The following is a 23,280-nucleotide window of genomic DNA, read 5'->3' on the forward strand; positions in this document are numbered from 1 at the left end:
GATGCGTTTCCGCTATCAGGCGCTCAATCAGCGTGGCGTCAAGGTTCAGGGAGAAACGGAAGCTGATACGCCACAGCAGGCACGCCAGCTGCTGCGCGAACAGCAGCTACAGCCGCTGCGCTTACAGCCGCTAAAAACCCGCTCCCTGCGCGGCGGCTCCTCATCACGCCGTTCGCTCTCTGCCAGCGAGCGAGTATTAATGACTCGCCAGCTGGCGACGCTGGTTGGCGCCGCATTACCGCTGGAACAGGCGCTGCTGGCGCTGGAGAAACAAACCACCAGGCCTGCGGGCCGCACCATGCTGCACGCTATCCGCCAGAAGGTGCTTGAAGGTGCCTCGCTGGCCGATGCCGTTGGCCTCTATCCCGCGACCTTTCCTCCGCTGTATCAGGCGATGATCGCCGCTGGCGAAGCATCGGGAAAGCTGGATAGCGTGCTGGAGCAACTGGCTGATTACAGTGAAAAAACGCAGCAGATCAAAAGCAAGCTCTCCCAGGCAATGATCTACCCCCTGCTGCTGACGCTGGTTGCCATCAGCGTCATTACCATTTTGTTAACGGCGGTCGTGCCGAGCGTGGTCGAGCAGTTTGTGCATATGAAGCAGGCGCTGCCGCTTTCTACCCGGCTGCTGATGGCCATTAGCGAAATGACGCGTGCTATCGGCCTGCCGGTGCTGCTGGTTATGCTGCTGGCGGGTTTCTGCGCGCGTATCCTGCTGCGCCGCCCCACGCAGCGTATGCGCTGGCACCGCGCCAAACTGCGTCTGCCGCTCATCGGTCGTATTGTCCTCAATCTCAACCTGGCACGCTATGCACGCACGCTCAGTATTCTCACTAACAGCGCCGTCCCGCTGCTGGAAGGCATGCATATTAGCGCCACGGTATTAACCAATCTGTTTATACGCCAACAGCTTCAGCTCGCTGCGGAACGAGTACGTGAGGGGACTACCCTGACGTTGGCGCTGGAACAGACCCAGCTACTGTCACCGATGATGGGCCATATGATCGCCAGCGGTGAAAGCAGCGGTGAACTGGACAGCATGCTGAACAAAGCGGCAGATATTCAGGATAGCGCCTTTATCAGCCAGATGACGATGGCCGTCAGTCTGTTTGAACCCCTGCTGGTGGTGGTGATGGCAGGCGTGGTGCTGTTTATCGTACTGGCCATTTTACAACCCATTTTACAACTCAACAGCCTGATAGGATAAATCACAATGGAACAATCATCTGCACGCCGCCGCCAGCAGGGTGGCTTCACCCTGCTGGAAATTATGGTGGTCATCGTCATCCTCGGTATTCTTGCCAGCCTGGTGATCCCCAGCCTGATGGGCAATAAAGACCGCGCCGATCGCCAGAAAGCCGTTAGCGACATTATTACCCTGGAAAACTCGCTAGACATGTATCGGCTGGGTAACAGCCGCTACCCCACCACGGCACAGGGGCTGAAAGCGCTGGTGAGCAAGCCGACGGCAGAACCGGTGCCGCGTAATTATCGCAGTGATGGTTACGTTCGCCGTTTACCGCAGGACCCGTGGGGCAACGATTACCAGCTTGTCAGCCCAGGTCAGCATAGCGCACTGGATATTTTCTCTGCCGGCCCTGATGGCATACCGCAGACCGCAGACGACGTTTGCAACTGGCAGCCAGAGACAGAAGAGTTGTAATGCGACGCCACGCCGGATTTACCCTACTGGAAGTGATGCTGGTTCTGCTGCTGCTCAGCGGCATTGCGCTGCTCGCCGTGGCGACACTGCCAGCAGCCAGTACCCGCCCAGAGGCAGAAAAACTGCTGGTGATGATGCGCTGGGCCGCTGGTCAGGCACAGCTTGACGGGGCGGTGATCCGTTTGCAGTTACATCCTCACCGGGGCGTTCTGGCACGTCTGGTGCCTGGCGAAAGCAAAGGTGACACCCTTTTTAAGGGCTATCACTGGCAGCCGATCGAAAACCGGCTGGCGCGATATCAGCTGCCGGATAACACCTCTTTCACTCTACGCCAACAGGGAAGAGTGGCGACGCTACCCGCCACGCTGTTGTTTCTTCCCGATGGCGACCAGCCGCCATTTACCCTGCAACTTAGCGGGCCAGACCTCGCCGCCAGTGAAATTGTTTCGGCAGAGGGTGAGATAACGCTGCGGGAGTTACCATGAAACAACGGGGAATGACGCTACTGGAAGTGATGGTCGCGTTGGCGATACTGGCGATTGCCGGGCTGGCATTAATGAAAACGACCGGGGAGCAGGTACGCAACCTGACCCTTCTTGAACAGAAACAGTTTGCTTACTGGGTGGCCGACAATCAGCTGGCTGAACGATACCTGGAACGTACCTGGCCAGCGCAGCAGTGGCTGTACGGCAGTAGCGTCATGGCAGAACAGCGCTGGTTCTGGCGCTGGCGAGGCGTCAGCACCAGCGATGCCAAAATCCGCGCGCTGGAGATTGAGGTACGTTTGGACAAAAACAGTCAACATGCTATCGCCACCTTACACAGCTGGCAGGTAAAAGAATAATGCAGAAACAACGTGGATTCACGCTGATCGAAATGATGCTGGCGCTGGCTATCTTTTCGCTGCTAGGCCTGATGGGGTATCAGATACTGCAAGGGGTGATGCGCAACGATGAGCTGACGCGTCAACATGTCACACGGCTGGAGGAAATGCAGCGCCTGTTCTCACTGCTCGACCGCGATATCTCACACGCCATGATCCCGGCACAGGATGAAACGATTTCAAGCACGCAGCCAGCCTTTGTCAGCAATAAGCCTGAAGCCCTGCTTCAGTTAACTCGCCGTAACGCGACGCTGCCCGGCGCCACACAGCCCCGCTCTACCCTGCAGGCCATCCGCTGGCGTCTGGCAGACCAACAGCTGATACGCGAAACCGTGGAAGACAGCGTGATCACGGCACGCTTTAACGGGATTGAACAGATCACCCTGCGTTACTGGTCGGCGGGAAGATGGCTTCCTCAATGGAACGCCGCCTTTTCACTCCCGCAAGCGATTGAGGTCACCCTGAAGATTGCCGACTACGGCAAGCTGACTCGGGTCATTATATTGAGTGGGGTAGAGTGATGCCGAGATTGCAACGCGGAATGGCTATGCTGGTGGTGCTACTGATGATCGCTATTATGGCATTGCTGGCCACCACCAGTAACCAGTATGGCATGCAGGCATTGACGCGCGCGGAAAGCAGCCAGGCATTCCAACAGAGCAAATGGAACCTGTTGAGCGCTGAACAGTGGTTTCTCAACTCACAGCCGCTGCAAAAACCGCCGTTAACGGTGCGCCAGCGTCAGTTCGGCGAACAGCTTATCCAATTTGAACTGCTGGACCGCCAGGCATGCTTTAACCTCAATGCGCTACTGCCGCAAAGAGTGGCAGACCAAGAACTGCGCATTCCACCGTCGATGGCGCGTCAGATTTTTGTACATATGCTCAGCAATCTGGGCATGGCAAAACCACAGGCTGAAGTCCTGATGCAGCAGGTGATTGCCCTCGTCAAACCCGACCCGCAGGTGAATAAATGGCGTCTGTTCGATGAGATTAGCCAGATAAAACAGCTGCCGTCGGTCACACCCGATCTTTGGCATCAGCTGCACCCCTTACTGTGCGCGATCCCTGAAACTAAGATTGCCGTCAATATTAATGGGTTGACTGACCGTCAGCTGCCTCTGATGCGGGCACTGTTTGCCAACACGCTGTCAATGTCACAGGTCCAGTCTCTGCTGGACTCGCGTCCGCCACAGGGGTGGGCGGATCTCAGCGCATTCACCCACTCCCTCAATATGACAACTATCGCTCCGGCTATCGCCCTGCTGCAAAGCGTACTGGCGATGCGAAGCGAGCGCTATGAACTGCTGATGTGGAGCAATCACCCGACGATATTCGCAGCACTGCGCAGTCGTATCCAACATCAGGATGGACAATACCGGATAACCGCACGTCTTTATGGATTAAGTGAGTAATTAAGATGGCAAAAAAAACACGCAAAAACAGTGGGATAGTCTGTTTTTATTTTAGCGGACGGCCACGCAACAGACTGTGCTGGGAATATCGCAGCGCCGGTGGAGAATATCGCAGCGGCAGCGCGGAAGAGCCGATCCCCGGCGAGAAGCGAGATCGCGTATGGCTGGCGATCCCCGCCGAGCACTGTCTGTTTTATCGCGTAGCCGGTGGCAAAATGCCGACAGAAGCGCTGAAATGGCAGCTGGAGGGAACCGCGCTCGGCGATGTCGACACATTACACATTACCGTGCTGGCGCGTACCGCAGAGGAGAATCATCTGGTGGCCATTGAACCCGCCAGGCTGCGGGCCGCCATCGATGCCGTTAAACGGTGTGGCTTCAGCCCAGACTACGTGCTACCGGATGTATTAATGCTGCCACATGGCCAGGCTTTTCGCCTCGATGAGCAGTGGCTGGCACGCACCGAACCTTTCAGCGGCGTGAGCGTGGCCGTGGCCGATCTGCCGCTGCTGACGACCCACGACAGAACGCTTAGCGAACGCGTTGAGGAACACGAAACGCGCGATCGATTAACGGCAGAAGCTGAAAAAATCAGCCTGCCGTCACTGCTGCACGGTTGTTTTAGCCCTGAGGTAAACTGGCGTAATAGCTTACGCAGCCTGACCGTTGCGCTGTTTTTCTCCGGATGCTGTCTGTCGGCGATCCCGCTTTATCACGCCTGGCAGCTCAACCTGGCCGCCGATCGGGTCAGAGAGCAGACGCTGCTTCACTATCAACACTATTTTCCACAGATGCGACCTGCGAAGCCCGCGCAGGCATTACTTGCACATATCCACCAGAAAGAGACCCATAAGCCTACCGCTGGACTGCTGGTGCTACTGACAGAATGCTCGGCGCTGCTCTCAAATATCAAAGAAATCCCGCTGCAAACGCTGGAGTGGGATGCTAAACGCCAGCAGCTGAGCTTACACTTCGCCAAAGTGATACCGGCGGATAACGAGCTGGTCACGCCTGAGGGCTATCAACTGACCCGACAGGGCAATAACAGCATCACTATTGGCAGGAAAATATGAACAAAAAAATGCGTAATTGCTGGCAAAACAGGCAGCCCCGCGAGCGCTGGCTACTGATATTGTGCCTGATTAGCGCCATCGTCGCCGGATTCTATTTCGTCAGAGAACAGGCCGTTGCCTGGCAGCTGCTGGCGGAGAACCAACTGCAACAACGCCAGCTCGAATGGCAGCAAATCCAGCAGCTGGAAGGCCGGATGCAGGCGGTACTGGCCCGCCAACCGGAAAAAAATCCTGACCTTGCACAGCTGAATAGCTTGTTACCGCCGGGCTTAACCCTGCAACAACCCTCGAACGATAAGTGGGTCGCCGCCAGCGGGCAAGTCTCACTGGCATCGTTACTGAACTCATTGGTGAAACTGGAGCAGCGTTATGCGTTACAGCCATCGCGTTTGCTGATGGAACAGAAAGGGACTCAACTGCAACTGGTTCATATGGAACTCAATCGTGACCGATAGCGGCTTTTACTGGTTGCTGTTAGCCTTGCTGGGGGCCGCAACAGGAAGTCTGCTCAACGTGGTGACATGGCGTCTGCCGCTGATGATCGGTGGGGATGCCCGGCCAGGGTTCAACCTGTGGCTACCGGCTTCACACTGCCCGCAGTGTAAAACGACGGTGCGCTGGCATGACAATATTCCGCTATTGAGCTGGCTGTTGCTCAGGGGCCGCTGCCGCCATTGTCGGCTGCGGATATCGTGCCGCTATCCTCTGACCGAGTTAGCCACGCTACTGCTGACGCTGACGCTCGGCTGGCTGTTTCCTCCCGGCATCTTACTGCTGGCGGTACTGTTGTTTAGCTGGCTGTTACTGGCGTTGGTATTAATCGATGCTGAACATCAACTACTGCCCGATGCGCTGACCATGCCCCTGTTGTGGATCGGCCTGACGGCCAGTCTGTTGGGGTGGCTTCCCCAACCGGGTCTGGCTGCGGCTGTAACCGGGGCAATAGCGGGTTATTTAACCCTGGCGCTGCTGGCGCAGGGTTATCGCCTGCTGTCAGGTAAGGATGCTCTGGGGCTGGGGGATGCTAAATTACTGGCTGCGCTGGGCGCATGGCTGGGTTGGCAGCAGCTCCCGGTACTTCTGCTGCTGGCTTCGATTAGCGGCATTACCTGGGTGTTGTTGGCCCATTTGCTGTTCCGGCGTTCGCTCAACACACCACTGCCTTTCGGTCCCTTTCTTAGCGCCGCAGGATTGATACTGTTGATCTGCGCGAATGGCTATCCGTTTTTCTGAACATACTGAATATCAGGCCACCATGCGGCCTGGTATTCGGGCCTACACATAAGTTATAACGCTGTCTTTAAGCCACTTCCTTGTAGCTTCATCATCACCACTGCCGCTCGCCGTTAACCCCTACGTTTATTTTTGCGCGAACTGGATAAAAGAGACGGCTGCCTGATTTAGCGCAGTGCATTTATCTGACTGCGATGGCCGATCGGCGTCCAACGCACCGATCCGAATGGAAACCTGTTGGGCAAGCTGCTGGCGGAAGCTCTGATCAACCTTCCATCCGCGCTCTTTAGCCAGATCCAGCGCCTTATTCGCTAGTACTGCATCTGCTGGAATATCATCACGATGACAGTTTTGCTTTAACCAGCTGGCGGAAGCCACCAACGAAGAGAGTTGAGCCAACTGGCTGGTTACCGGGACAGCGGCAAGTTTGCCATTATTGTGGCTTTGACAACCGATTAAGGTTAACAACGGCAATAGCAGAGTCGTACTCAGGTTTTTAATATTCATAATCATCACACCAGGTAAAAGAGAGGCAATTATACCTTTGTCAGGATTTGTTGGTGTTTTAATAAGTTGATTTAAGGCTTTATAAGGAAACCTTTAAATAAGAGACCTTCAGAAAACTCAACGCATTGAATATCACCCACAAATCAGGAACATAAAATTATAACGTACTCTAAGCATCATTAAGTACCGCCACAATTCATTCCCCCCTATTCTTCACTGGCTTAGCTGCGCTTTGCAGTCACGGCGAAAGGCACGGATTACCCGGCCTCGATTTTTTTATTTTAGCAACCACGGAATATGTAAAAAAATGAAATTTAGCAAAATCGCTCTTGCCATTACCACCTTATTAGTCAGTGGAAGTGTTTTAGCACACGGTTATATTTCCAGCCCACCGTCTCGTGACACCATGTGCCAGCTGGGGATGAATAAGGGTGAACTCTGTTCTAATGCGCAGTATGAACCGCAAAGCGTGGGTGAATCACCTAAAGGCTTCCCTGCGGTAGGGACTCCACCAGACGGTAAACTGGTCAGTACCGGTAAAGCACTGGGGGCAAATCTTGACGCTCAAACAGCTGAAATGTGGAAAAAAAATAAAATGACCTCAGGTGAAAATGATTTCTCCTGGCATTTCACTGCTTTACATAAAACGAAGAACTGGAAATACTTTATTACCAAGCCTGACTGGAATCCTAATAAGCCACTCACCCGGGATGCCTTTGATTTAGTCCCATTCTGTACCGTTGAAGGCAATCAGCAGCTGCCAGACGCTGCCGATGTTACCCATAAATGTGTGGTGCCGGAACGTAGCGGTTATCATGTTATTTATTCATCTTGGGAAGTTTCTGATACAGCTAATAGCTTCTATAAAGCGATCGACGTGGAATTCGAAGACACCGTTGTTTCTCCGTGGCCAAACAAGGTAGGTGAAGTTAAAGCGTACCAGGATCTTAAAGCCGGTGACAGCGTATCAACACGCGTATTTATGCCTGAAGAAAACGTTAATGAAAGCATGACGATGAAGATCAACAGCGATGCCGAAGGCAAAGCGCATGCCTGGGCTAAAAAGCTGGCAGAAAAAATGAATAAACACTATGGAGAAGATCTGCGTGTCGGTGTGAAAAATGCCGAGGGTGAGGTAGCGCCATCTGCCAGCAACAACGTCATCTATGCTAAAAAAGACAGCAAAATCACCGGTGTTGAAATTGAGGTAGTGAGCAATGAAGGGCTCATACAGACCAAGCTGGAAGTCGATGATGTTAAAAAAGAGTACCCGATTAATAATCAGACTGTGACGTTCGACGTTACGGGGACTTCATCACCTAAATCGGAAGTCACCGCTTCTTTATATACTAAAGGTCAGAAGCAGGCCGACTCCAAGCAACAGATCGTTGACGAAAGCGGTAAGTTTGACCTCGCCATCGAGGGAACAAAAGTGAAGCCGGGCGAGCATACGCTGGTGGTTATTAGCAAATCGCCGAAAGGTCTGATGAAGCAGCAAACCTTCAAAGTCAACTTGACAGAAAATGCAGGTGGTGGTGAGAGTGAAGCTGAATTTACCTATCCTAAAGACATCGGAAAGTACGTGGGCGGAACAACAGTTCTGCAACCTAAAAACGGCAAAGTCTATCAGTGTAAAGACGGTGCGGTAGCTGGCTGGTGTAAAATCTATTCTCAATCCGCTAACCATTATGAGCCAGGCGTAGGTTCCAACTGGCAGGATGCATGGACCGAAGTGGGCGCGGCTAAAAAATCTCACTAAGTTACCCATGAATTTCAATCATCATCTGGTCGCAGTACGGGCCTGAATAAGATGGTTCCCACGCCCTGTCAGCATATGCTGGCAGGGCATTTTTTTTATCCTCCGCATAGATCGCCTACCGTCCCGCCTGCCCCTTGATAGCGGATATTTCAACAATACGGCGGAATGTCTTATGACGACACCCGCTTATCCGCGCTCAATTCCGCACGTTGCCTGGCTTACCTTCTCGCCCTGATTGCCGTATCAGACCGCGCTGCGCCCGGCAGCCTTACCGTTGCAAGCGAAGGAGCTGCTGCTGATAACGGATTGAAAAGCAACCGATTGGCGCGCGCTTAACGGGCAATGCAATCGCAGCGCACCCATTATGGGAGCCTGTCTGATGAAAAAATTCCGGGCAAAACCGATGCGAAATGAACACGGGGCGGGATGATGCGCAGTGAATCAGGCTGGTGAGGTTATGCGGCTTGTCAGCCATATTCCGATAAAAAAAGGGACGAGCCATGCTCGTCCCTGTTTATGCAACGTCGGTGGTATTACGCCAGGCGACCGTGGCACTGCTTATATTTTTTACCTGAACCGCATGGGCAAGGATCGTTACGCCCCACTTTACGCTCTCCGCTCTGTTCAGCCAGCGACTGCGCCGCTTCGGTGTCGGCATCCACATGGCTCAGCTGCTGTTGCTGCGCCAGTCGCTCGGACTCCTGACGGCGCTGCTCTTCCATCTGCTCGACTTCTTCCGGCATCCGCACCTGTACCTTACTCAGGGTGCTGACCACTTCATATTTCAGCGTCTCAAGCATTGCGGCAAACATAGCAAAGGATTCACGCTTGTACTCTTGCTTAGGATCTTTCTGCGCGTAGCCGCGCAGGTGAATACCCTGACGCAGGTAATCCATCGCCGCGAGGTGCTCTTTCCACAGCGAATCCAGCGTTTGCAACATCACGCCCTTCTCGAAGTTGCGCATCATCTCCACGCCAACCACTTCTTCTTTATGCTGATACTGCTCCTGTGCATGCTGCACAATGCGCTCGCGCAGCGTCTCTTCATGCAGATTTGGCTCTGCAACCAGCCAGTCGGCAATCGGCAACGTCAGGTCGAACTCATTGCTCAGACGCTCCTGCAAGCCCGCAATGTCCCACATCTCTTCCATCGACTGCGGTGGAATATAGCTATCGAGGGTGGTTTTGTAGACGTCTTCACGAATGCTGGCAATGGTTTCTGACACGTCGGACACATCCAGCAGTTCGTTACGCTGCGAGTAGATCGCACGGCGCTGATCGTTTGCTACGTCATCGTATTCCAGCAGCTGCTTACGAATGTCAAAGTTGCGGCTTTCCACTTTACGCTGGGCATTGGCAATCGCTTTGGTCACCCACGGGTGCTCAATCGCTTCGCCTGGCTTCATCCCCAGCTTGCGCATCATATTAGTGACGCGATCCGAGGCGAAAATACGCATCAGCGCATCTTCCATCGACAGATAGAAGCGTGAAGATCCGTTGTCACCCTGGCGACCTGAACGGCCACGCAGCTGATTATCAATACGGCGTGATTCGTGGCGTTCAGTACCGATGATATGCAAACCACCGGAGGCCAGTACCGCATCGTGGCGAATTTTCCATGCGGCTTTTATCGCTTCGATCTGTTCAGCGCTGGCGTCTTCAAGCGCAGCAATCTCTGCCTGCCAGCTACCGCCCAGCACAATATCCGTCCCGCGCCCCGCCATGTTGGTGGCGATGGTCACCGCGCCCGGCTGGCCTGCCTGGGAAACAATATCGGCTTCCCGCGCGTGGAACTTGGCATTAAGCACTTCATGCTTGATGCCTGCGCGGGTCAGTTCATTTGACACCACTTCAGATTTCTCAATCGAGATGGTACCGACCAGCACCGGCTGACCGTTTGCGGTGCGCTCACGGATGTCTTCAATGATGGCACCGATCTTCTCCATTTCGGTCATATAGACCAAATCCGACAGGTCTTTACGCACCATTGGACGGTTAGTTGGGATAACGATGGTGTCCAGCTTGTAAATTGAGCTGAATTCGAAGGCTTCAGTATCGGCCGTACCGGTCATACCGGCCAGTTTGTTATACAGACGGAAGTAGTTCTGGAAGGTGATGGAGGCCAGCGTCTGGTTCTCATTCTGAATGTCCACGCCCTCTTTGGCTTCTACCGCCTGGTGCAGGCCATCAGACCAGCGGCGCCCCTGCATAGTACGACCGGTGTGTTCATCAACGATGATTACCTCGCCCTCTTTGACAATGTAGTCAACGTCACGGGTAAACAGCACATGGGCGCGCAGTGCGGCGGTCACATGGTGCATCATCATGATATTGCCCGGCGAGTAGAGTGATTCACCCTCGGCCATGATCCCTTCACTGACCATCAGCTCTTCAACGGCTACCAGCCCACGCTCGGTGAGATGCACCTGACGCGCTTTTTCATCCACCGAGAAGTGGCCTTCTCCCTGGAAGCTGTCGGAATCTTCTTTTTCCTGACGGATCAGGTTAGGGATGATTTTGTTAACCTTGATATACAGTTCTGAACTGTCTTCTGCCGGGCCGGAGATGATCAGCGGCGTACGCGCTTCATCGATCAGGATCGAGTCGACCTCATCCACCAGCGCATAGTTCAGCTTACGCTGTACGCGCTCTTCCGGGCTGAAGGCCATATTATCGCGCAGATAGTCAAAACCGTATTCGTTGTTGGTGCCGTAGGTGATATCTGCCGCATAGGCTTCACGTTTAGCCGGGGCGGGCATGCCCGGCAGGTTGATGCCGATGCTCAAGCCGAGGAACTCAAACAGTGGGCGGTTGTTTTCAGCATCACGCTGGGCCAGATAATCATTGACCGTGACGACGTGAACCCCTTTGCCCGACAGCGCATTGAGGTAAGCAGGCAGCGTGGCGGTCAGCGTTTTACCTTCACCGGTGCGCATCTCCGCAATACAACGATCGTTCAGCACCATACCGCCCAACAGCTGCACATCGAAATGGCGCATGCCGAATAAGCGTTTACTGGCCTCACGCACGGTGGCAAACGCTTCCGGGATCAGGCTTTCCAGCTCTTCGCCTTTCTCAAGACGCGCACGGAATTCAACGGTTTTCGCCTTCAGCTCGTCGTCGGACAACTTGACGAAATCCGCTTCCATTTTATTGATTTGCTCAACGGCTTTGCGCATACGGCGCAGTGTACGGTCATTGCTGCTGCCAAAAATTTTGGTCAATAGTTTAATTAACATAGTAAATAATTTCTCTCAGTCACTGCCACAGGCAGTAAGCACTTAGTATTTAATTTGATAGGACGCGTTTTGTTAACTGAGTACTGAAGATGGTCCGGCGCGGATGCCACAAACCTGGGCCAGCCACAGGGCGATATGGTGTCGCGGAGAGCAGCTTACCTGACGTTGTGCGGTATGGCGAATAATCACCGGAGGTCTGGCTTCATGCGTCAGCAGTATGTTTAACGTATCCAGCAGCGCCAGCTTGTGTGCTTCGAGCGGGGCGACTGCGGCTACCGGTGAAACTGAAGGAGTCAGAGAAAAGGATAAATGGCGGATTACCGTGCGCAGAGCATGCTGGTGCCAGTAGTCAACGCTGAACGAGGAACGTCGGGCACTGTCCTGTAGCATTACCAGGCGGTCAATACGCGTGACGCTGCCGATATTCAGGCTTCGCGACGAGGTTTCTGCTAAGGTAGTCCCATCGTGAGCTGACGCCTGAGGCAGACCAAAGCTCGCCGCGACCATCCCCAACAGGAGATGCGGCCATAAATAGCGTCTGCCAAATTGTCGCCAACGATTTAGAATACCGATCACTGTGTTCCGCCGGAGCTTATCTATGCGCGATAGTCGCCCACAATCTATTGAAAGTTTCTTCGATCAGGCTCAGGAACAGAGCGTACTGCAACATGTGCAGCAGCGCGCCATTGCGCTGAACAAGCTGAATCGCGCAGTTCAGGGCGTGATCCCCTCACAACTGCATCCCTGGTGCCGCGTGGCCAATTTCCGTCAGGGGATTCTGGTGATCGAAACGGCCAATGCCAGCTGGTTGATGCGCTTACGCTATGAACAATCCAGTCTGCTGTCAGCTTTACGAGCGCAAATATTACCATCATTGACGTCAATCGACATCAGGATAAATCCATCGCTGGCGGCAAAAGGTCAGGAAACCGTGCAAGAAAACAGCAGTCGAACGTCAGAAACAGAAAAAGCGCCGTTGAGGCAGCTCAGTGAGGAGAGTGCAGAAGTTTTACGCGGCGTCGCGAGCCAAAGTCCGGAAAAACTGAAAAAGATTTTAGAACGACTGGCCTCGCTGGCCGGAGAGAGTACCTGCTCAACCAGTCGTAATAAGTAGTTCCGGCTTATGCCAGAACCAGATTAGGTGCCCTGAACGTGACCGGCAGTGCCGCTTCATCTTCGAAGGTTGCCCATTCCCACGCTTCTTGCTTAGCCAGAACCGCCTGTAACAGTTTGTTATTCAGCGCATGGCCCGATTTAAAGGCAGTGAACGCGCCGATGATGTTGTGTCCACACATATACAGGTCGCCGATGGCATCCAGCATTTTGTGACGAACAAACTCATCTTCAAATCGCAAACCGTCTTCGTTCAGCACGCGGTAGTCGTCCACTACGATGGCACAGTCAAAGCTGCCGCCAAGAGCCAGCCCACGGGACTGCAACGCTTCGATATCGCGCATAAAACCAAAAGTACGTGCGCGGCTAATCTGACGCGTAAAGGCTTCTGCAGAGAAGTCCATGCGGTAGCGCTGCGTACTGGCGTCAATCGCCGGGTGGTTAAAATCAATGGTGAAATCCAGTGAAAAACCATTATGCGGCGAAAGCTCTGCCCATTTGTCGCCATCTTCAACCCGGACAGGCTGCTTAATGCGAACAAACTTCTTGGCGCTGTTCAGCTCTTCAATGCCTGCATCCATCAGCAGATAAATAAAGGGTGCTGCGCTGCCATCCATAATAGGGATTTCAGGCGCGTTCACTTCCACCACGATATTATCGATACCAAGGCCTGCAAGAGCAGCGTTCAGGTGTTCGACCGTCGAAATCCGTACGTCATGCTCATTTACCAGGCAGGTACACAGCATGGTATCACGCACGGATTTAGCATCAGCCGGGAAATCAACCGGGGGATTCAAGTCAGTGCGGCGATAGATGACCCCGGTATTAGCCGACGCAGGGCGCAGTGTCAGCGTGACTTTCTTGCCGGTATGTAAACCAACACCAGTCGTCTGAACAATACGTTTTAATGTCCGTTGTTTGATCATCTCGTTATCTCGCAATAATTAGCAATACTGCCGACAGCATATGCTACTGGCGGGTAAGTATTTTAACACAAAGAGCGCAGAATCCCAATTCAGGAAATTCCTAGTCTGCCTGTTTACGCAGGAAGGCCGGAATATCCAGATAATCAGGCTCTTTATTCGTTTGTGTGCCCGGTTCATTCACCACTTTCGCTGCGGGCTTCTGTTCCTGCGGCAGCGGTGACATCCCGTGCTGTTGGTAACGATGATCCATCACAGGCTGAGCAGGCTGTTTGTTTGTCACCAGGGTAATTTCTGGGCGCTTATCCATGCCGATACCGGTAGCAACAACGGTCACGCGCAGCTCATCGTTCATCTCTGGGTCCAGAGAGGTGCCGATCACCACCGTGGCGTTGTCCGAGGCGAATGCACGGATAGTGTTACCCACGGTTTCGAACTCATCCAGACGCAGATCGAAACCAGCGGTGATGTTAACCAGCACACCACGCGCGCCGGAGAGATCGATATCTTCCAGTAACGGGCTGGAGATGGCCATTTCAGCCGCTTCTTCCGCACGGTCTTCGCCGCATGCCACACCAGAACCCATCATCGCATAGCCCATTTCGGACATCACGGTGCGCACGTCAGCAAAGTCGACGTTCATCAGGCCCGGGCGGGTAATCAGTTCGGCGATACCCTGCACAGCGCCTTTCAGCACGTCATTCGCCGCGCCAAATGCGTCCAGCAGGGAAATTCCGCGGCCCAGCACTTTGAGCAGCTTATCGTTAGGAATGGTGATCAGCGAATCGACGTGCTTAGACAGCTCGGCAATACCCTGTTCAGCAAACGCCATGCGCTTTTTGCCTTCGAAATTGAAGGGCTTAGTCACCACCGCAACCGTCAGGATGCCAAGATCTTTGGCGACTTCTGCCACCACCGGTGCTGCACCAGTACCAGTACCACCGCCCATGCCTGCGGCGATAAACACCATGTCTGCGCCTTCCAGCGCCTGACGCAGTGCTTCACGGTCTTCTTCAGCCGAGTTGCGGCCCACTTCCGGGTTCGCCCCTGCGCCAAGACCTTTGGTGATACCATTACCGATCTGGATTGTCTGGCCCACTGCGGTTTTGCGCAGCGCCTGAGCATCTGTGTTTACCGCGAAGAACTCAACGCCTTCGATACGTTCACGCACCATATGCTCTACAGCGTTACCGCCGCCGCCGCCGACGCCGATGACTTTAATCACCGCGTCATTGGTTAGTTCCATTGGTTCAAACATAATTTCTCTCCGTTATGTGCCGTTCGCCTGGAGATCGCTCAACATACCTAGCATGATCCCCTTTGGTAAAAATTAAAACTCTTTTCTCAACCAGCTGTTGATTTTCTTAAACCAATTGCCCACTGAGGCTCTCTTTTCTATATCGGCCTCACCATTGAGGTGAGACTCTTTTCCGTAATGCAGTAAGCCGACCGCCGTGGAGTAATAAGGCTCCTGCGCGTAATCCGTTAATCCGGTAATATTCAGCGGCTGCCCGATACGCACCTGGGTGTGGAATACCCGCTGGGCGCAAGCTGCCAGCCCTTCAATCTGCGCCGCGCCGCCGGTTAAAACGATACCGGCCGCGAGGTGATGCTTAACGCCCTGCTGGCGCAACTGCTCCTGTAGCTGAAGGATCTCGTCGTTGACCAGATTCAGCAGTTCGGCGTAGCGTGGCTCAATCACTTCAGCTAGCGTCTGTCGCTGCAGGCTTCGCGGAGGACGCCCCCCCACGCTGGGGACTTCCACATTTTCATCTTTACCGACGATAGAACCGAGCGCACAGCCATGACGCACTTTGATCGCTTCAGCATCAGTGGGTGGTGTACCAAAAGCGTAGGCGATATCGCTGGTTACGACGTTACCCGCATACGGGATCACCTTACTGTGACGCAGAGCACCACCGGTATAGACCGCCATATCCATTGTACCGCCACCGATATCGACCACGCAGACGCCCAGCTCACGCTCGTCTTCAGTCAGCACGGCAAAGCTAGATGCCAGACCGGCAAAAATCAATTGGTCCACCTTCAGACCACAGCGTTCTACCGCTTTAACGATGTTTTTCGCCATGTCGTTATGACAGGTGATCAGGTGTACTTTCGCCTGCATACGCACGCCGGATAAGCCGACCGGATTTTTAATCCCTTCCTGGTAATCAATCGCATATTCCTGCGGGATCACATGGAGGATACGGTGCTCATCACGCACACGCACGGACTTAGCCGTGTGCACCACGTTTTCCACATCTTCCTGGGTTACTTCTTCTTCGGAAATAGGAACCATCCCTATTTCGTTCTGGCAACTGATATGTTTGCCAGATAATGCAAGGTAGACCGAGGAAATCTGGCAGTCCGCCATCAGTTCTGCCTGATCGATGGCGCGCTGTACGCATTTCACTACCGATTCCAGATCGTTGACGCCGCCTTTATCCATACCGCGTGACGGGCAGCTCCCTGCCCCAATGATATTGACCATACCATCAGGCAAGACCTCCCCTACCAGGACGGCAACCTTTGCAGTGCCTATCTCGAGTCCAACTACCAGTTTTCTGTCCGTCGCCTTGATCATTATTGTTTAACCTGTGCCTGATTCTGTTGCTGATTACCGTCAGCCGCCGCCACGGGAGCCGTTTTCCATCCTACTGCCGCGCCAGAGTCGTAACGCAGGTCTACATAGGTAACACGTTTATTCTCAGTCTGCGCCTGCTGTTGCAGGGTTGGGAACAGGTCGATAAAGCGCTGAAGCCGCTTCATATCGTCACTACGCCCTAACTCCAGACGGGTATCGTCCTCTAACACCAGCTGCCATGAACGCCGCGCGGTCATGGATGCCGCTTTCACTTTCAATTTACTGACCGCCAACGCGTCGCTCATCTGACGGTAGCCAGCCAGCACTTCCGACTCACTGCCCTCAGGCCCATACAACATCGGCATACTCTCTTTGCCGATATGGTTGGTGGGAACGCTGAACGATTTACCGTCCGCATCGACCATATGGACATCATTCCAACGCGCCACCGGAACATACTCCACCAGATGAATTTTTAATTCATCCGGCCACTGCTTGCGTACACTGACCTGCTTAATCCACGACAGCCGCTCTATCTGCATCTGGATGATATTGACATCCTGCGACATAAATGTGCCCGGCTCGCCAAGCGATAAAATAGCCCGACGAATGTCGTCATTGGTGGTGAAGTGCTTCTGTCCGGTGACCACCAGCTTCGATAGCGGCAACCGTGAGGCATCATTCATCCACTTCATGACCGCAAACCCGCCCACCAGCATCACGCCGATCACCATCAGCAGGAAAACAATACCGGCAAGACGTGAACCGTTGCTGCGCCCGGTGCGCGCTTTTTCCTGCGCCTCACGTTGACGGACATTCAGAGCTGCCTGAGACATATTAGTCAGCCAGTTCCAGAATGCGTGCTACCAGCTGTGAAAAACTCATGCCGGCCTGTTTTGCCGCCATTGGCACCAGGCTATGGCTGGTCATCCCCGGGGAAGTATTGACCTCCAGCAGGTAAAAATGGCCATCTGCGCCCATCATCACATCAACACGCCCCCAGCCGCTGCAACCCAGCGCACGCCAGGCGGCGATAGTCAGTTCGCGCAGTTCCGTTTCCTGCCCGGCGCTCAACCCTGACGGACAGAAATATTGCGTTTCATCAGACAGGTACTTGGCATCGTAGTCATAGAATTCACTGGCGCTTTGAATACGGATGGATGGCAGAATGTCCGTGCCGATCACGCCCACGGTGTATTCGGGGCCGCTGAGAAACGCTTCCACCAGCACTTCGTCGTCATGGCGGAATGCTTCCACCAGTGCAGCCTGCAACTCAGATGCCTGGTTAACGCGTGAGATCCCGACGCTGGAGCCTTCACGGCTGGGTTTAACGAACAGAGGTAATCCCAGCGCGCTGATATCTGCCATCAGCTGCGTGTCCAGGCCCGCATCCATCTGATCACGGTTAAGCGCCACAAAGGGAGACACCGGTAGCCCACAGCCCTGCCACAGATATTTGCTGCGCAGTTTGTCCATCGTGATGGCAGAAGCCATCACGCCGCTGCCGGTATAGGGGATGTCGAGAAACTCCAGCACGCCCTGCAAGGTACCATCTTCACCACCGCGTCCGTGTAGCGCGATAAAGGCTTTCCCAAAGCCCTCCTCTTTAAGACGCATCACCGGATAATCACGAATATCTATCGCATGTGCGTCAATTCCGGCTTCCTGTAGCCCTTTCAGGACTGCGGCACCCGATAACAGCGAAACGTCACGCTCTGCGGAGGTTCCACCCAGCAATACCGCTACTTTCTCAGCCATGATGTTCCTCATTATTCGTCTGTAACTGCAATTTAACATCGGCGAGGCTGCGGGCAATACGCCCTACGTTTCCAGCACCCTGTACCAAAATCAGATCGTTGCCGGTTAGCTTTGGCAGCAGCATTTCCAGCACTGCCTCGTGGTCGGAGACCAGAATCGGGTCCACTTTGCCGCGACCACGAATGGTGCGGCACAGCGCGCGACTGTCAGCGCCCGGTATCGGCGTCTCACCGGCGGAATAGACATCCAGCATCAGCAGCACGTCGACCTGCGACAGCACGTTGGCGAAATCGTCATACAGATCGCGCGTACGGGTATAGCGATGCGGCTGGAAAATCATCACCAGATTTTTATCCGGCCAGCCCGCACGCGCCGCTTTGATGGTGACGTCAACTTCCGTTGGATGATGGCCGTAATCATCGACCAGCATCGCCGTCCCCGCGCTGCCGTTCACCTGCTCCAGCGGGTATTCGCCGAGGAAATCAAAGCGCCGCCCGGTTCCCTGGAAGCTCTCCAGCGCATTGAGAATGTCTTCATCGTCAATGTTCTCTTCGGTGGCCACCGCCACCGCTGCCGCCGCATTCAGCGCGTTGTGGCGGCCTGGCGCATTAAGCGTCACCTGCATCAGCGGCTTTTCATGGCGTACCAAGGTAAAATGCCCCTGCGCGCCGCGCTGCTGATAGTTTTCAACGCGCACATCGGCATCTTCACTAAAGCCGTAAGTGGTAATCTGACGTCCTACGCGTGGGATCAGCTCGCGGATCACCGCATCATCAACACACAGCACGGCGCGCCCGTAAAACGGCAAATTGTGTAAAAAATTAATAAAGGTTTGCTTTAAATTTTCAAAGTCGCCCTGGTAAGTATCCATATGATCGGCTTCGATATTGGTGACAATCGCCACCATCGGCTGCAAATGCAGGAACGACGCGTCGCTCTCATCGGCTTCAGCAATCAAATAACGGCTGCTTCCCAGGCGTGCATGGGTGCCAGCCGCTTTCACCAGGCCACCGTTCACAAAAGTGGGATCGAGGCCACCTTCAGCGTAAATACTCGACACCATCGCGGTGGTGGTGGTTTTGCCATGCGTCCCGGCAACGGCAATACCGTGACGAAAGCGCATCAGTTCGGCCAGCATCTCCGCACGGCGGATCACCGGGATACGCGCTTCACGTGCGGCAACCACTTCCGGGTTGTCCTGTGAGACGGCGGTGGAAACCACCACCACGCTGGCATCACTGACGTTTTCCGGGCGATGGTTAAAATAGATTGTTGCGCCCAGCGCGCTCAAATGCTGGGTGACCGCGTTAGGCGCCAGGTCCGAACCGCTGATCTCATAACCTTCATTGGCCAACACTTCGGCAATACCGCCCATGCCAGCACCACCGATGCCAACAAAATGGATGTGCCGGACGCGACGCATCTCGGGCACGATAGAACGCAGTTTTGCCAGTTGTTGTGTATTCATCTCTTCTGCCTGCCGGTGTGTTACCACACCTTTTCATTCCGGGGCGGACTTCTCCGCCCCGCGTAAAGTATCTTTAGCGCGCGGCCTTGCTGACTTCAGCAGCAACGCGCTCTGTTGCGTCCGGGATCGCCACCGCGCGGGCTTTTTCAGCCATCGCCAGTAGCGTTGCACGATCCCAGCCAGCCAGCATCGCAGCAACCGCATCGGCGGTAAACTGCGGCTGTTCGTAAATAACAGCAGCTCCGGCCTGCTCCAGCGGCAGGGCATTCCAGTACTGCTGACGATCCTTGTGCTGGAATGGCACAAAAATGGCCGGCAGGCCGGCTGCGGCCACTTCGCTGACGGTCAGCGCACCCGATCGGCACACCACCACATCAGCCCAGGCGTAGGCGCTTGCCATATCGTCGATGAATTCCGACACCCGATGTTGCATCTGGTTCACCTTGATGTAGTCCGAATTCACCTCTTCCAGCGCCCCCTTGCCAACCTGATGCCACAGGCTGATGCCGTCACCCAGCTTCGCCGCCACCTGGGGCATAGTTTGGTTCAGCACGCGTGCGCCCTGACTTCCGCCGATCACCAATACTCTGGTCGGGCCTTCACGCCCGCTCAAACGCACGGACGGTAACGGTAGCGCCAGCACATCGGTACGCACCGGATTACCGACCACTTCTGCATCGGCAAACGCGCCGGGAAAGGCCTGCATCACTTTCGTCGCAATCTTTGCCAGCCATCTGTTGGTTAAGCCAGCAATGCCGTTTTGTTCATGCAGCACCACCGGAATACCGCAGCTCCACGCAGCCAGACCACCAGGGCCGGAAACATAACCACCCATGCCCAGCACCACATCCGGCTTCCAGGCTTTCATAATGGCGCGCGCCTGTCGCCAGGCGTTAAAAATACGCAGCGGTGCCGCCAGTAATGCTTTGATACCTTTACCGCGCAGCCCGCTGATGCGGATAAATTCAATGTCGATACCGTGTTTCGGCACTAAATCCGCTTCCATACGATCAGCGGTTCCAAGCCAGCGCACCTGCCAGCCCTGCGCCATCAGATGGTGTGCTACCGCCAGACCGGGGAAAACGTGCCCACCGGTTCCGCCAGCCATCACCATCAGTCGCTTTCCACTCATCGACTATCCTCGCGTAAACGCCTGGGCTTTTGCCAGGCGCGTTTCATAATCTATACGTAACAAAAATACGATAGCGGTCGACATAATAATCAGACTCGACCCACCGTAACTGATCAGCGGCAACGTCAGACCTTTGGTCGGTAACATGCCCGCTGCGGCACCGACATTAACCAGTGCCTGGAAGCTAAACCAGACGCCAATTGAACAGGCAAGAAACCCGGAAAATCGCTGGTCAAGCTCCAATGCGCGTCGCCCGATGGACATCGCACGAAAAGCGACGAAGAATACCATTAACAACGCTAAAACCACACCGATATAACCCAGTTCTTCACCGATAATCGAGAAGATAAAATCGGTATGCGCTTCCGGCAGATACTCCAGCTTTTGCACCGAGTTACCCAGCCCCTGCCCCCACAATTCACCGCGCCCAAAGGCCATCAGTGACTGCGTCAACTGGTAACCGCTGCCGAACGGATCTTCCCACGGATTCCAGAAAGAGGTCACGCGACGCATACGATAAGGTTCAGCCACAATCAGCAGGCAAACGGCGAAAATCCCGGAGCCGATGATCGCCATAAACTGCCATAGCTTAGCCCCTGCGAGGAACAGCATGGCCAGCGTGGTGACAAACAGCACCACCACCGTACCGAGGTCGGGCTGTGCCAGCAGCAATACCGCCAGCACCACCATCACACCCATCGGCTTACAGAAGCCCCAGAAATTGTTGCGCACCTCTTCAACTTTGCGCACCAGATAGCTGGCGAGGTAACAGAACAGCGACAGCTTAGAAAGCTCAGCAGGCTGAATACGTAGCGGGCCTAACGCAATCCAGCGCGATGCCCCGTTGACCGAGCTACCCACTACCAGCACCACCAGCAGCATCACCACCGTCGCCATCAGCATGACATTGCTGTAGCGCTGCCAGAAATCCATGGGGACACGCAGCGTCACCAGCGCCATGCCGAGCGCCAATAGCAGGTAGAACGCATCGCGCTTGGCAAAATAGAACGGGTCGGCGGATAAGCGCTGCCCCACCGGCATCGATGCCGATGTCACCATAACAAAACCAATGATCGCCAGACCGAACGTCAACCACAGCAGCGTACGGTCGTACAGCACCATCGAGCTGGTATCACTTTCACGCGAGCCCATGACCCAGGATTTCAGGCGTTCTGAAATCCCACCGGCAAGACTGAGACCCGGTATACGCATCAGCCAGCCTCCCGCGCCATTTGGGCAAACAGATCGCCGCGCTGTTCGAAATTCTTAAACTGGTCGAGGCTGGCACAGGCTGGCGACAACAGCACCAGGTCGCCCGACTGTACCCGTGCGGCAATCTGCTGCACCGCTTCAGCCATTGTCTCCGTCTGCACCGCTATCTCCGGTCGCAACGCCGCAAGCTCAGCAGCATCTCGGCCGAAGCAGTAAATCCGGATACGCTCACCCTGCAAGTAACGGGTGAGCGGCGTGAAATCTGCCGACTTGCCGTCCCCGCCCAGCAGCAGCCACAAGATGCCGGATGGATGCAAACCATTAAGCGCCGCTTCGGTGCTGCCAACGTTCGTGGCTTTGGAATCGTTAATCCAGCGCACGCCATTATGTTCATGCACCAGCTGGAAGCGGTGCGGTAAACCGTTGAAGGTGGTTAACGCCTTCAGGCTGGAGGCGCGCGGCAGGCCAACGGCATCCGCCAGCGCCAACGCTGCCAGCGCGTTAGTATAATTATGCTGACCGACCAGGTGCATCTCGTCCGTATTCAGTACTTTTTCGCCCTGCACGCGCAGCCAGGTACTGCCCTGCTGGTGCGTAAGGTGATAATCGCCAACGTCGGCACCAAAGCTGACGCAGCGCTTATCCGCGCCGCGCACCGGCATGGTCATCGCATCATCGGCATTCACCACACAGGCCGTGGCGTTTTCATAGATACGCAGCTTGGCCGCGCGATACTGCTGCATCCCCAGCGGGTAGCGATCCATATGATCCTCGCTGACATTGAGGAGGGTCGCCGCAGCCGCTTTCAGGCTGGTAGTGGTTTCCAGCTGGAAGCTCGACAGTTCCAGCACGTAAAGCTGGGCGGGTTGCTGCAACAGCGTCAGTGCAGGCAGGCCGATATTGCCACCTACGCCAACCTGCCATCCTGCGGCTTTTGCCATCTCGCCGACCAGCGTTGTCACGGTGCTTTTGCCGTTGGAACCGGTGATCGCCACAATCGGTGCCTGCGCTTCGCGACAAAACAGCTCCACATCGCCAATGATTTCCACTCCGGCCTGCGCCGCAGCCAGCAGCGAAGGATGCGCCAGCGCCACGCCGGGGCTGGCAACGATCAGATCGGCATCCAGCAGCCAGTTATCATTCATCGACCCCAGCCAGCGCTCAACGTTTTTCGGCAGCTTTTCCAGCCCCGGCGGCACGACACGGGTATCTATCACGCGTGGCACAACGCCGCGCGCGATAAAGAAATCAACACAGGAGAGGCCGGTCAGCCCCAACCCGATAATGACCACTTTTTTACCCTGATAGTCAGCCAT

23 protein-coding genes are annotated in these 23,280 nt (G+C 54.9%); 11 read left to right on the forward strand and 12 right to left on the reverse strand.

Annotated elements, in window-relative coordinates; genetic code table 11:
• The first annotated feature begins 1 nt into the window (after position 1).
• The 9 genes from gspF to EPIR_RS13730 are packed head-to-tail and all read left to right on the forward strand — an operon-like array spanning position 2 to position 6,266.
• On the forward strand, positions 2–1,207 hold the full coding sequence (gene gspF, locus EPIR_RS13690; protein ID WP_023656041.1) for a type II secretion system inner membrane protein GspF: 1,206 nt from the start codon (positions 2–4) through the stop codon (positions 1,205–1,207).
• Positions 1,208–1,213: 6 nt separating this feature from the next.
• A complete protein-coding gene (gspG, locus tag EPIR_RS13695; RefSeq protein ID WP_023656042.1) occupies positions 1,214–1,663 on the forward strand; it encodes a type II secretion system major pseudopilin GspG in 450 nt (149 codons plus the stop codon).
• Positions 1,663–2,148 carry a prepilin-type N-terminal cleavage/methylation domain-containing protein gene (locus tag EPIR_RS13700; protein ID WP_023656043.1) on the forward strand — a complete coding sequence of 162 codons (486 nt, stop codon included), beginning with the start codon at positions 1,663–1,665 and terminating at the stop codon, positions 2,146–2,148. Before gspG ends, EPIR_RS13700 begins: the two co-directional genes overlap by 1 nt.
• A complete protein-coding gene (gspI, locus tag EPIR_RS13705; RefSeq protein WP_023656044.1) occupies positions 2,145–2,507 on the forward strand; it encodes a type II secretion system minor pseudopilin GspI in 363 nt (120 codons plus the stop codon). The genes EPIR_RS13700 and gspI overlap by 4 nt, the downstream gene beginning before the upstream one ends.
• A complete protein-coding gene (gene gspJ, locus EPIR_RS13710) occupies positions 2,507–3,067 on the forward strand; it encodes a type II secretion system minor pseudopilin GspJ (RefSeq protein WP_023656045.1) in 561 nt (186 codons plus the stop codon). The genes gspI and gspJ overlap by 1 nt, the downstream gene beginning before the upstream one ends.
• The gene (gene gspK, locus EPIR_RS13715) at positions 3,067–3,960 is read left to right on the forward strand and encodes a type II secretion system minor pseudopilin GspK (RefSeq protein ID WP_023656046.1); all 894 of its coding nucleotides are present in this window, start codon (positions 3,067–3,069) and stop codon (positions 3,958–3,960) included. The genes gspJ and gspK overlap by 1 nt, the downstream gene beginning before the upstream one ends.
• A gap of 5 nt (positions 3,961–3,965) precedes the next feature.
• Positions 3,966–5,033 carry a type II secretion system protein GspL gene (gene gspL, locus EPIR_RS13720; RefSeq protein ID WP_023656047.1) on the forward strand — a complete coding sequence of 356 codons (1,068 nt, stop codon included), beginning with the start codon at positions 3,966–3,968 and terminating at the stop codon, positions 5,031–5,033.
• Positions 5,030–5,488, forward strand: a complete 459-nt coding sequence (locus EPIR_RS13725) for a type II secretion system protein outM (RefSeq protein ID WP_023656048.1) — start codon at positions 5,030–5,032, stop codon at positions 5,486–5,488. The genes gspL and EPIR_RS13725 overlap by 4 nt, the downstream gene beginning before the upstream one ends.
• Positions 5,478–6,266: a prepilin peptidase gene (locus EPIR_RS13730; protein ID WP_023656049.1), complete on the forward strand. Its 789-nt coding sequence runs from the start codon at positions 5,478–5,480 to the stop codon at positions 6,264–6,266. Before EPIR_RS13725 ends, EPIR_RS13730 begins: the two co-directional genes overlap by 11 nt.
• Before the next feature lie 126 nt (positions 6,267–6,392).
• On the opposite strand, the gene gspS is transcribed toward EPIR_RS13730, so the two are convergent.
• Positions 6,393–6,773 (reverse strand): type II secretion system pilot lipoprotein GspS, encoded by a 381-nt coding sequence (gspS, locus tag EPIR_RS13735; protein ID WP_023656050.1) that lies wholly within the window; start codon positions 6,771–6,773, stop codon positions 6,393–6,395.
• A gap of 307 nt (positions 6,774–7,080) precedes the next feature.
• On the opposite strand from gspS, the gene gbpA reads away from it, so the two are divergent.
• Positions 7,081–8,532, forward strand: coding sequence for an N-acetylglucosamine-binding protein GbpA (gene gbpA / locus EPIR_RS13740; RefSeq protein WP_023656051.1), 1,452 nt, complete (start codon positions 7,081–7,083; stop codon positions 8,530–8,532).
• Between the two features lie 533 nt (positions 8,533–9,065).
• Here gbpA and secA read toward each other — a convergent pair.
• Positions 9,066–11,771, reverse strand: coding sequence for a preprotein translocase subunit SecA (gene secA / locus EPIR_RS13745; protein ID WP_023656053.1), 2,706 nt, complete (start codon positions 11,769–11,771; stop codon positions 9,066–9,068).
• A 72-nt stretch (positions 11,772–11,843) separates the two neighbouring features.
• Entirely contained in the window at positions 11,844–12,347 is a 504-nt protein-coding gene (secM, locus tag EPIR_RS13750; protein WP_023656054.1) for a secA translation cis-regulator SecM, read from the reverse strand.
• 22 nt (positions 12,348–12,369) lie between these two features.
• On the opposite strand from secM, the gene EPIR_RS13755 reads away from it, so the two are divergent.
• Positions 12,370–12,885 (forward strand): DUF721 domain-containing protein, encoded by a 516-nt coding sequence (locus tag EPIR_RS13755; RefSeq protein ID WP_023656055.1) that lies wholly within the window; start codon positions 12,370–12,372, stop codon positions 12,883–12,885.
• A gap of 7 nt (positions 12,886–12,892) precedes the next feature.
• On the opposite strand, the gene lpxC is transcribed toward EPIR_RS13755, so the two are convergent.
• The 9 genes from lpxC to murD form a co-directional block, all read right to left on the reverse strand.
• On the reverse strand, positions 12,893–13,810 hold the full coding sequence (gene lpxC, locus EPIR_RS13760; RefSeq protein WP_023656056.1) for a UDP-3-O-acyl-N-acetylglucosamine deacetylase: 918 nt from the start codon (positions 13,808–13,810) through the stop codon (positions 12,893–12,895).
• Between the two features lie 100 nt (positions 13,811–13,910).
• On the reverse strand, positions 13,911–15,065 hold the full coding sequence (ftsZ, locus tag EPIR_RS13765; protein WP_012440508.1) for a cell division protein FtsZ: 1,155 nt from the start codon (positions 15,063–15,065) through the stop codon (positions 13,911–13,913).
• 72 nt (positions 15,066–15,137) lie between these two features.
• On the reverse strand, positions 15,138–16,394 hold the full coding sequence (gene ftsA, locus EPIR_RS13770) for a cell division protein FtsA (protein WP_023656057.1): 1,257 nt from the start codon (positions 16,392–16,394) through the stop codon (positions 15,138–15,140).
• Positions 16,394–17,230 (reverse strand): cell division protein FtsQ, encoded by an 837-nt coding sequence (ftsQ, locus tag EPIR_RS13775; RefSeq protein WP_023656058.1) that lies wholly within the window; start codon positions 17,228–17,230, stop codon positions 16,394–16,396. The genes ftsA and ftsQ overlap by 1 nt, the downstream gene beginning before the upstream one ends.
• A gap of 1 nt (position 17,231) precedes the next feature.
• Entirely contained in the window at positions 17,232–18,152 is a 921-nt protein-coding gene (locus EPIR_RS13780) for a D-alanine--D-alanine ligase (protein WP_023656059.1), read from the reverse strand.
• Positions 18,145–19,620, reverse strand: a complete 1,476-nt coding sequence (gene murC / locus EPIR_RS13785) for a UDP-N-acetylmuramate--L-alanine ligase (RefSeq protein WP_023656060.1) — start codon at positions 19,618–19,620, stop codon at positions 18,145–18,147. Before murC ends, EPIR_RS13780 begins: the two co-directional genes overlap by 8 nt.
• Positions 19,621–19,693: 73 nt before the next feature.
• Positions 19,694–20,752 carry an undecaprenyldiphospho-muramoylpentapeptide beta-N-acetylglucosaminyltransferase gene (gene murG, locus EPIR_RS13790; protein WP_023656061.1) on the reverse strand — a complete coding sequence of 353 codons (1,059 nt, stop codon included), beginning with the start codon at positions 20,750–20,752 and terminating at the stop codon, positions 19,694–19,696.
• Positions 20,753–20,755: 3 nt separating this feature from the next.
• Positions 20,756–21,964 carry a cell division protein FtsW gene (gene ftsW, locus EPIR_RS13795; RefSeq protein ID WP_023656062.1) on the reverse strand — a complete coding sequence of 403 codons (1,209 nt, stop codon included), beginning with the start codon at positions 21,962–21,964 and terminating at the stop codon, positions 20,756–20,758.
• Positions 21,964–23,280 carry a UDP-N-acetylmuramoyl-L-alanine--D-glutamate ligase gene (murD, locus tag EPIR_RS13800; RefSeq protein ID WP_023656063.1) on the reverse strand — a complete coding sequence of 439 codons (1,317 nt, stop codon included), beginning with the start codon at positions 23,278–23,280 and terminating at the stop codon, positions 21,964–21,966. The genes ftsW and murD overlap by 1 nt, the downstream gene beginning before the upstream one ends.

It is taken from the genome of Erwinia piriflorinigrans CFBP 5888 (assembly GCF_001050515.1).
Lineage (GTDB): Bacteria > Pseudomonadota > Gammaproteobacteria > Enterobacterales > Enterobacteriaceae > Erwinia > Erwinia piriflorinigrans.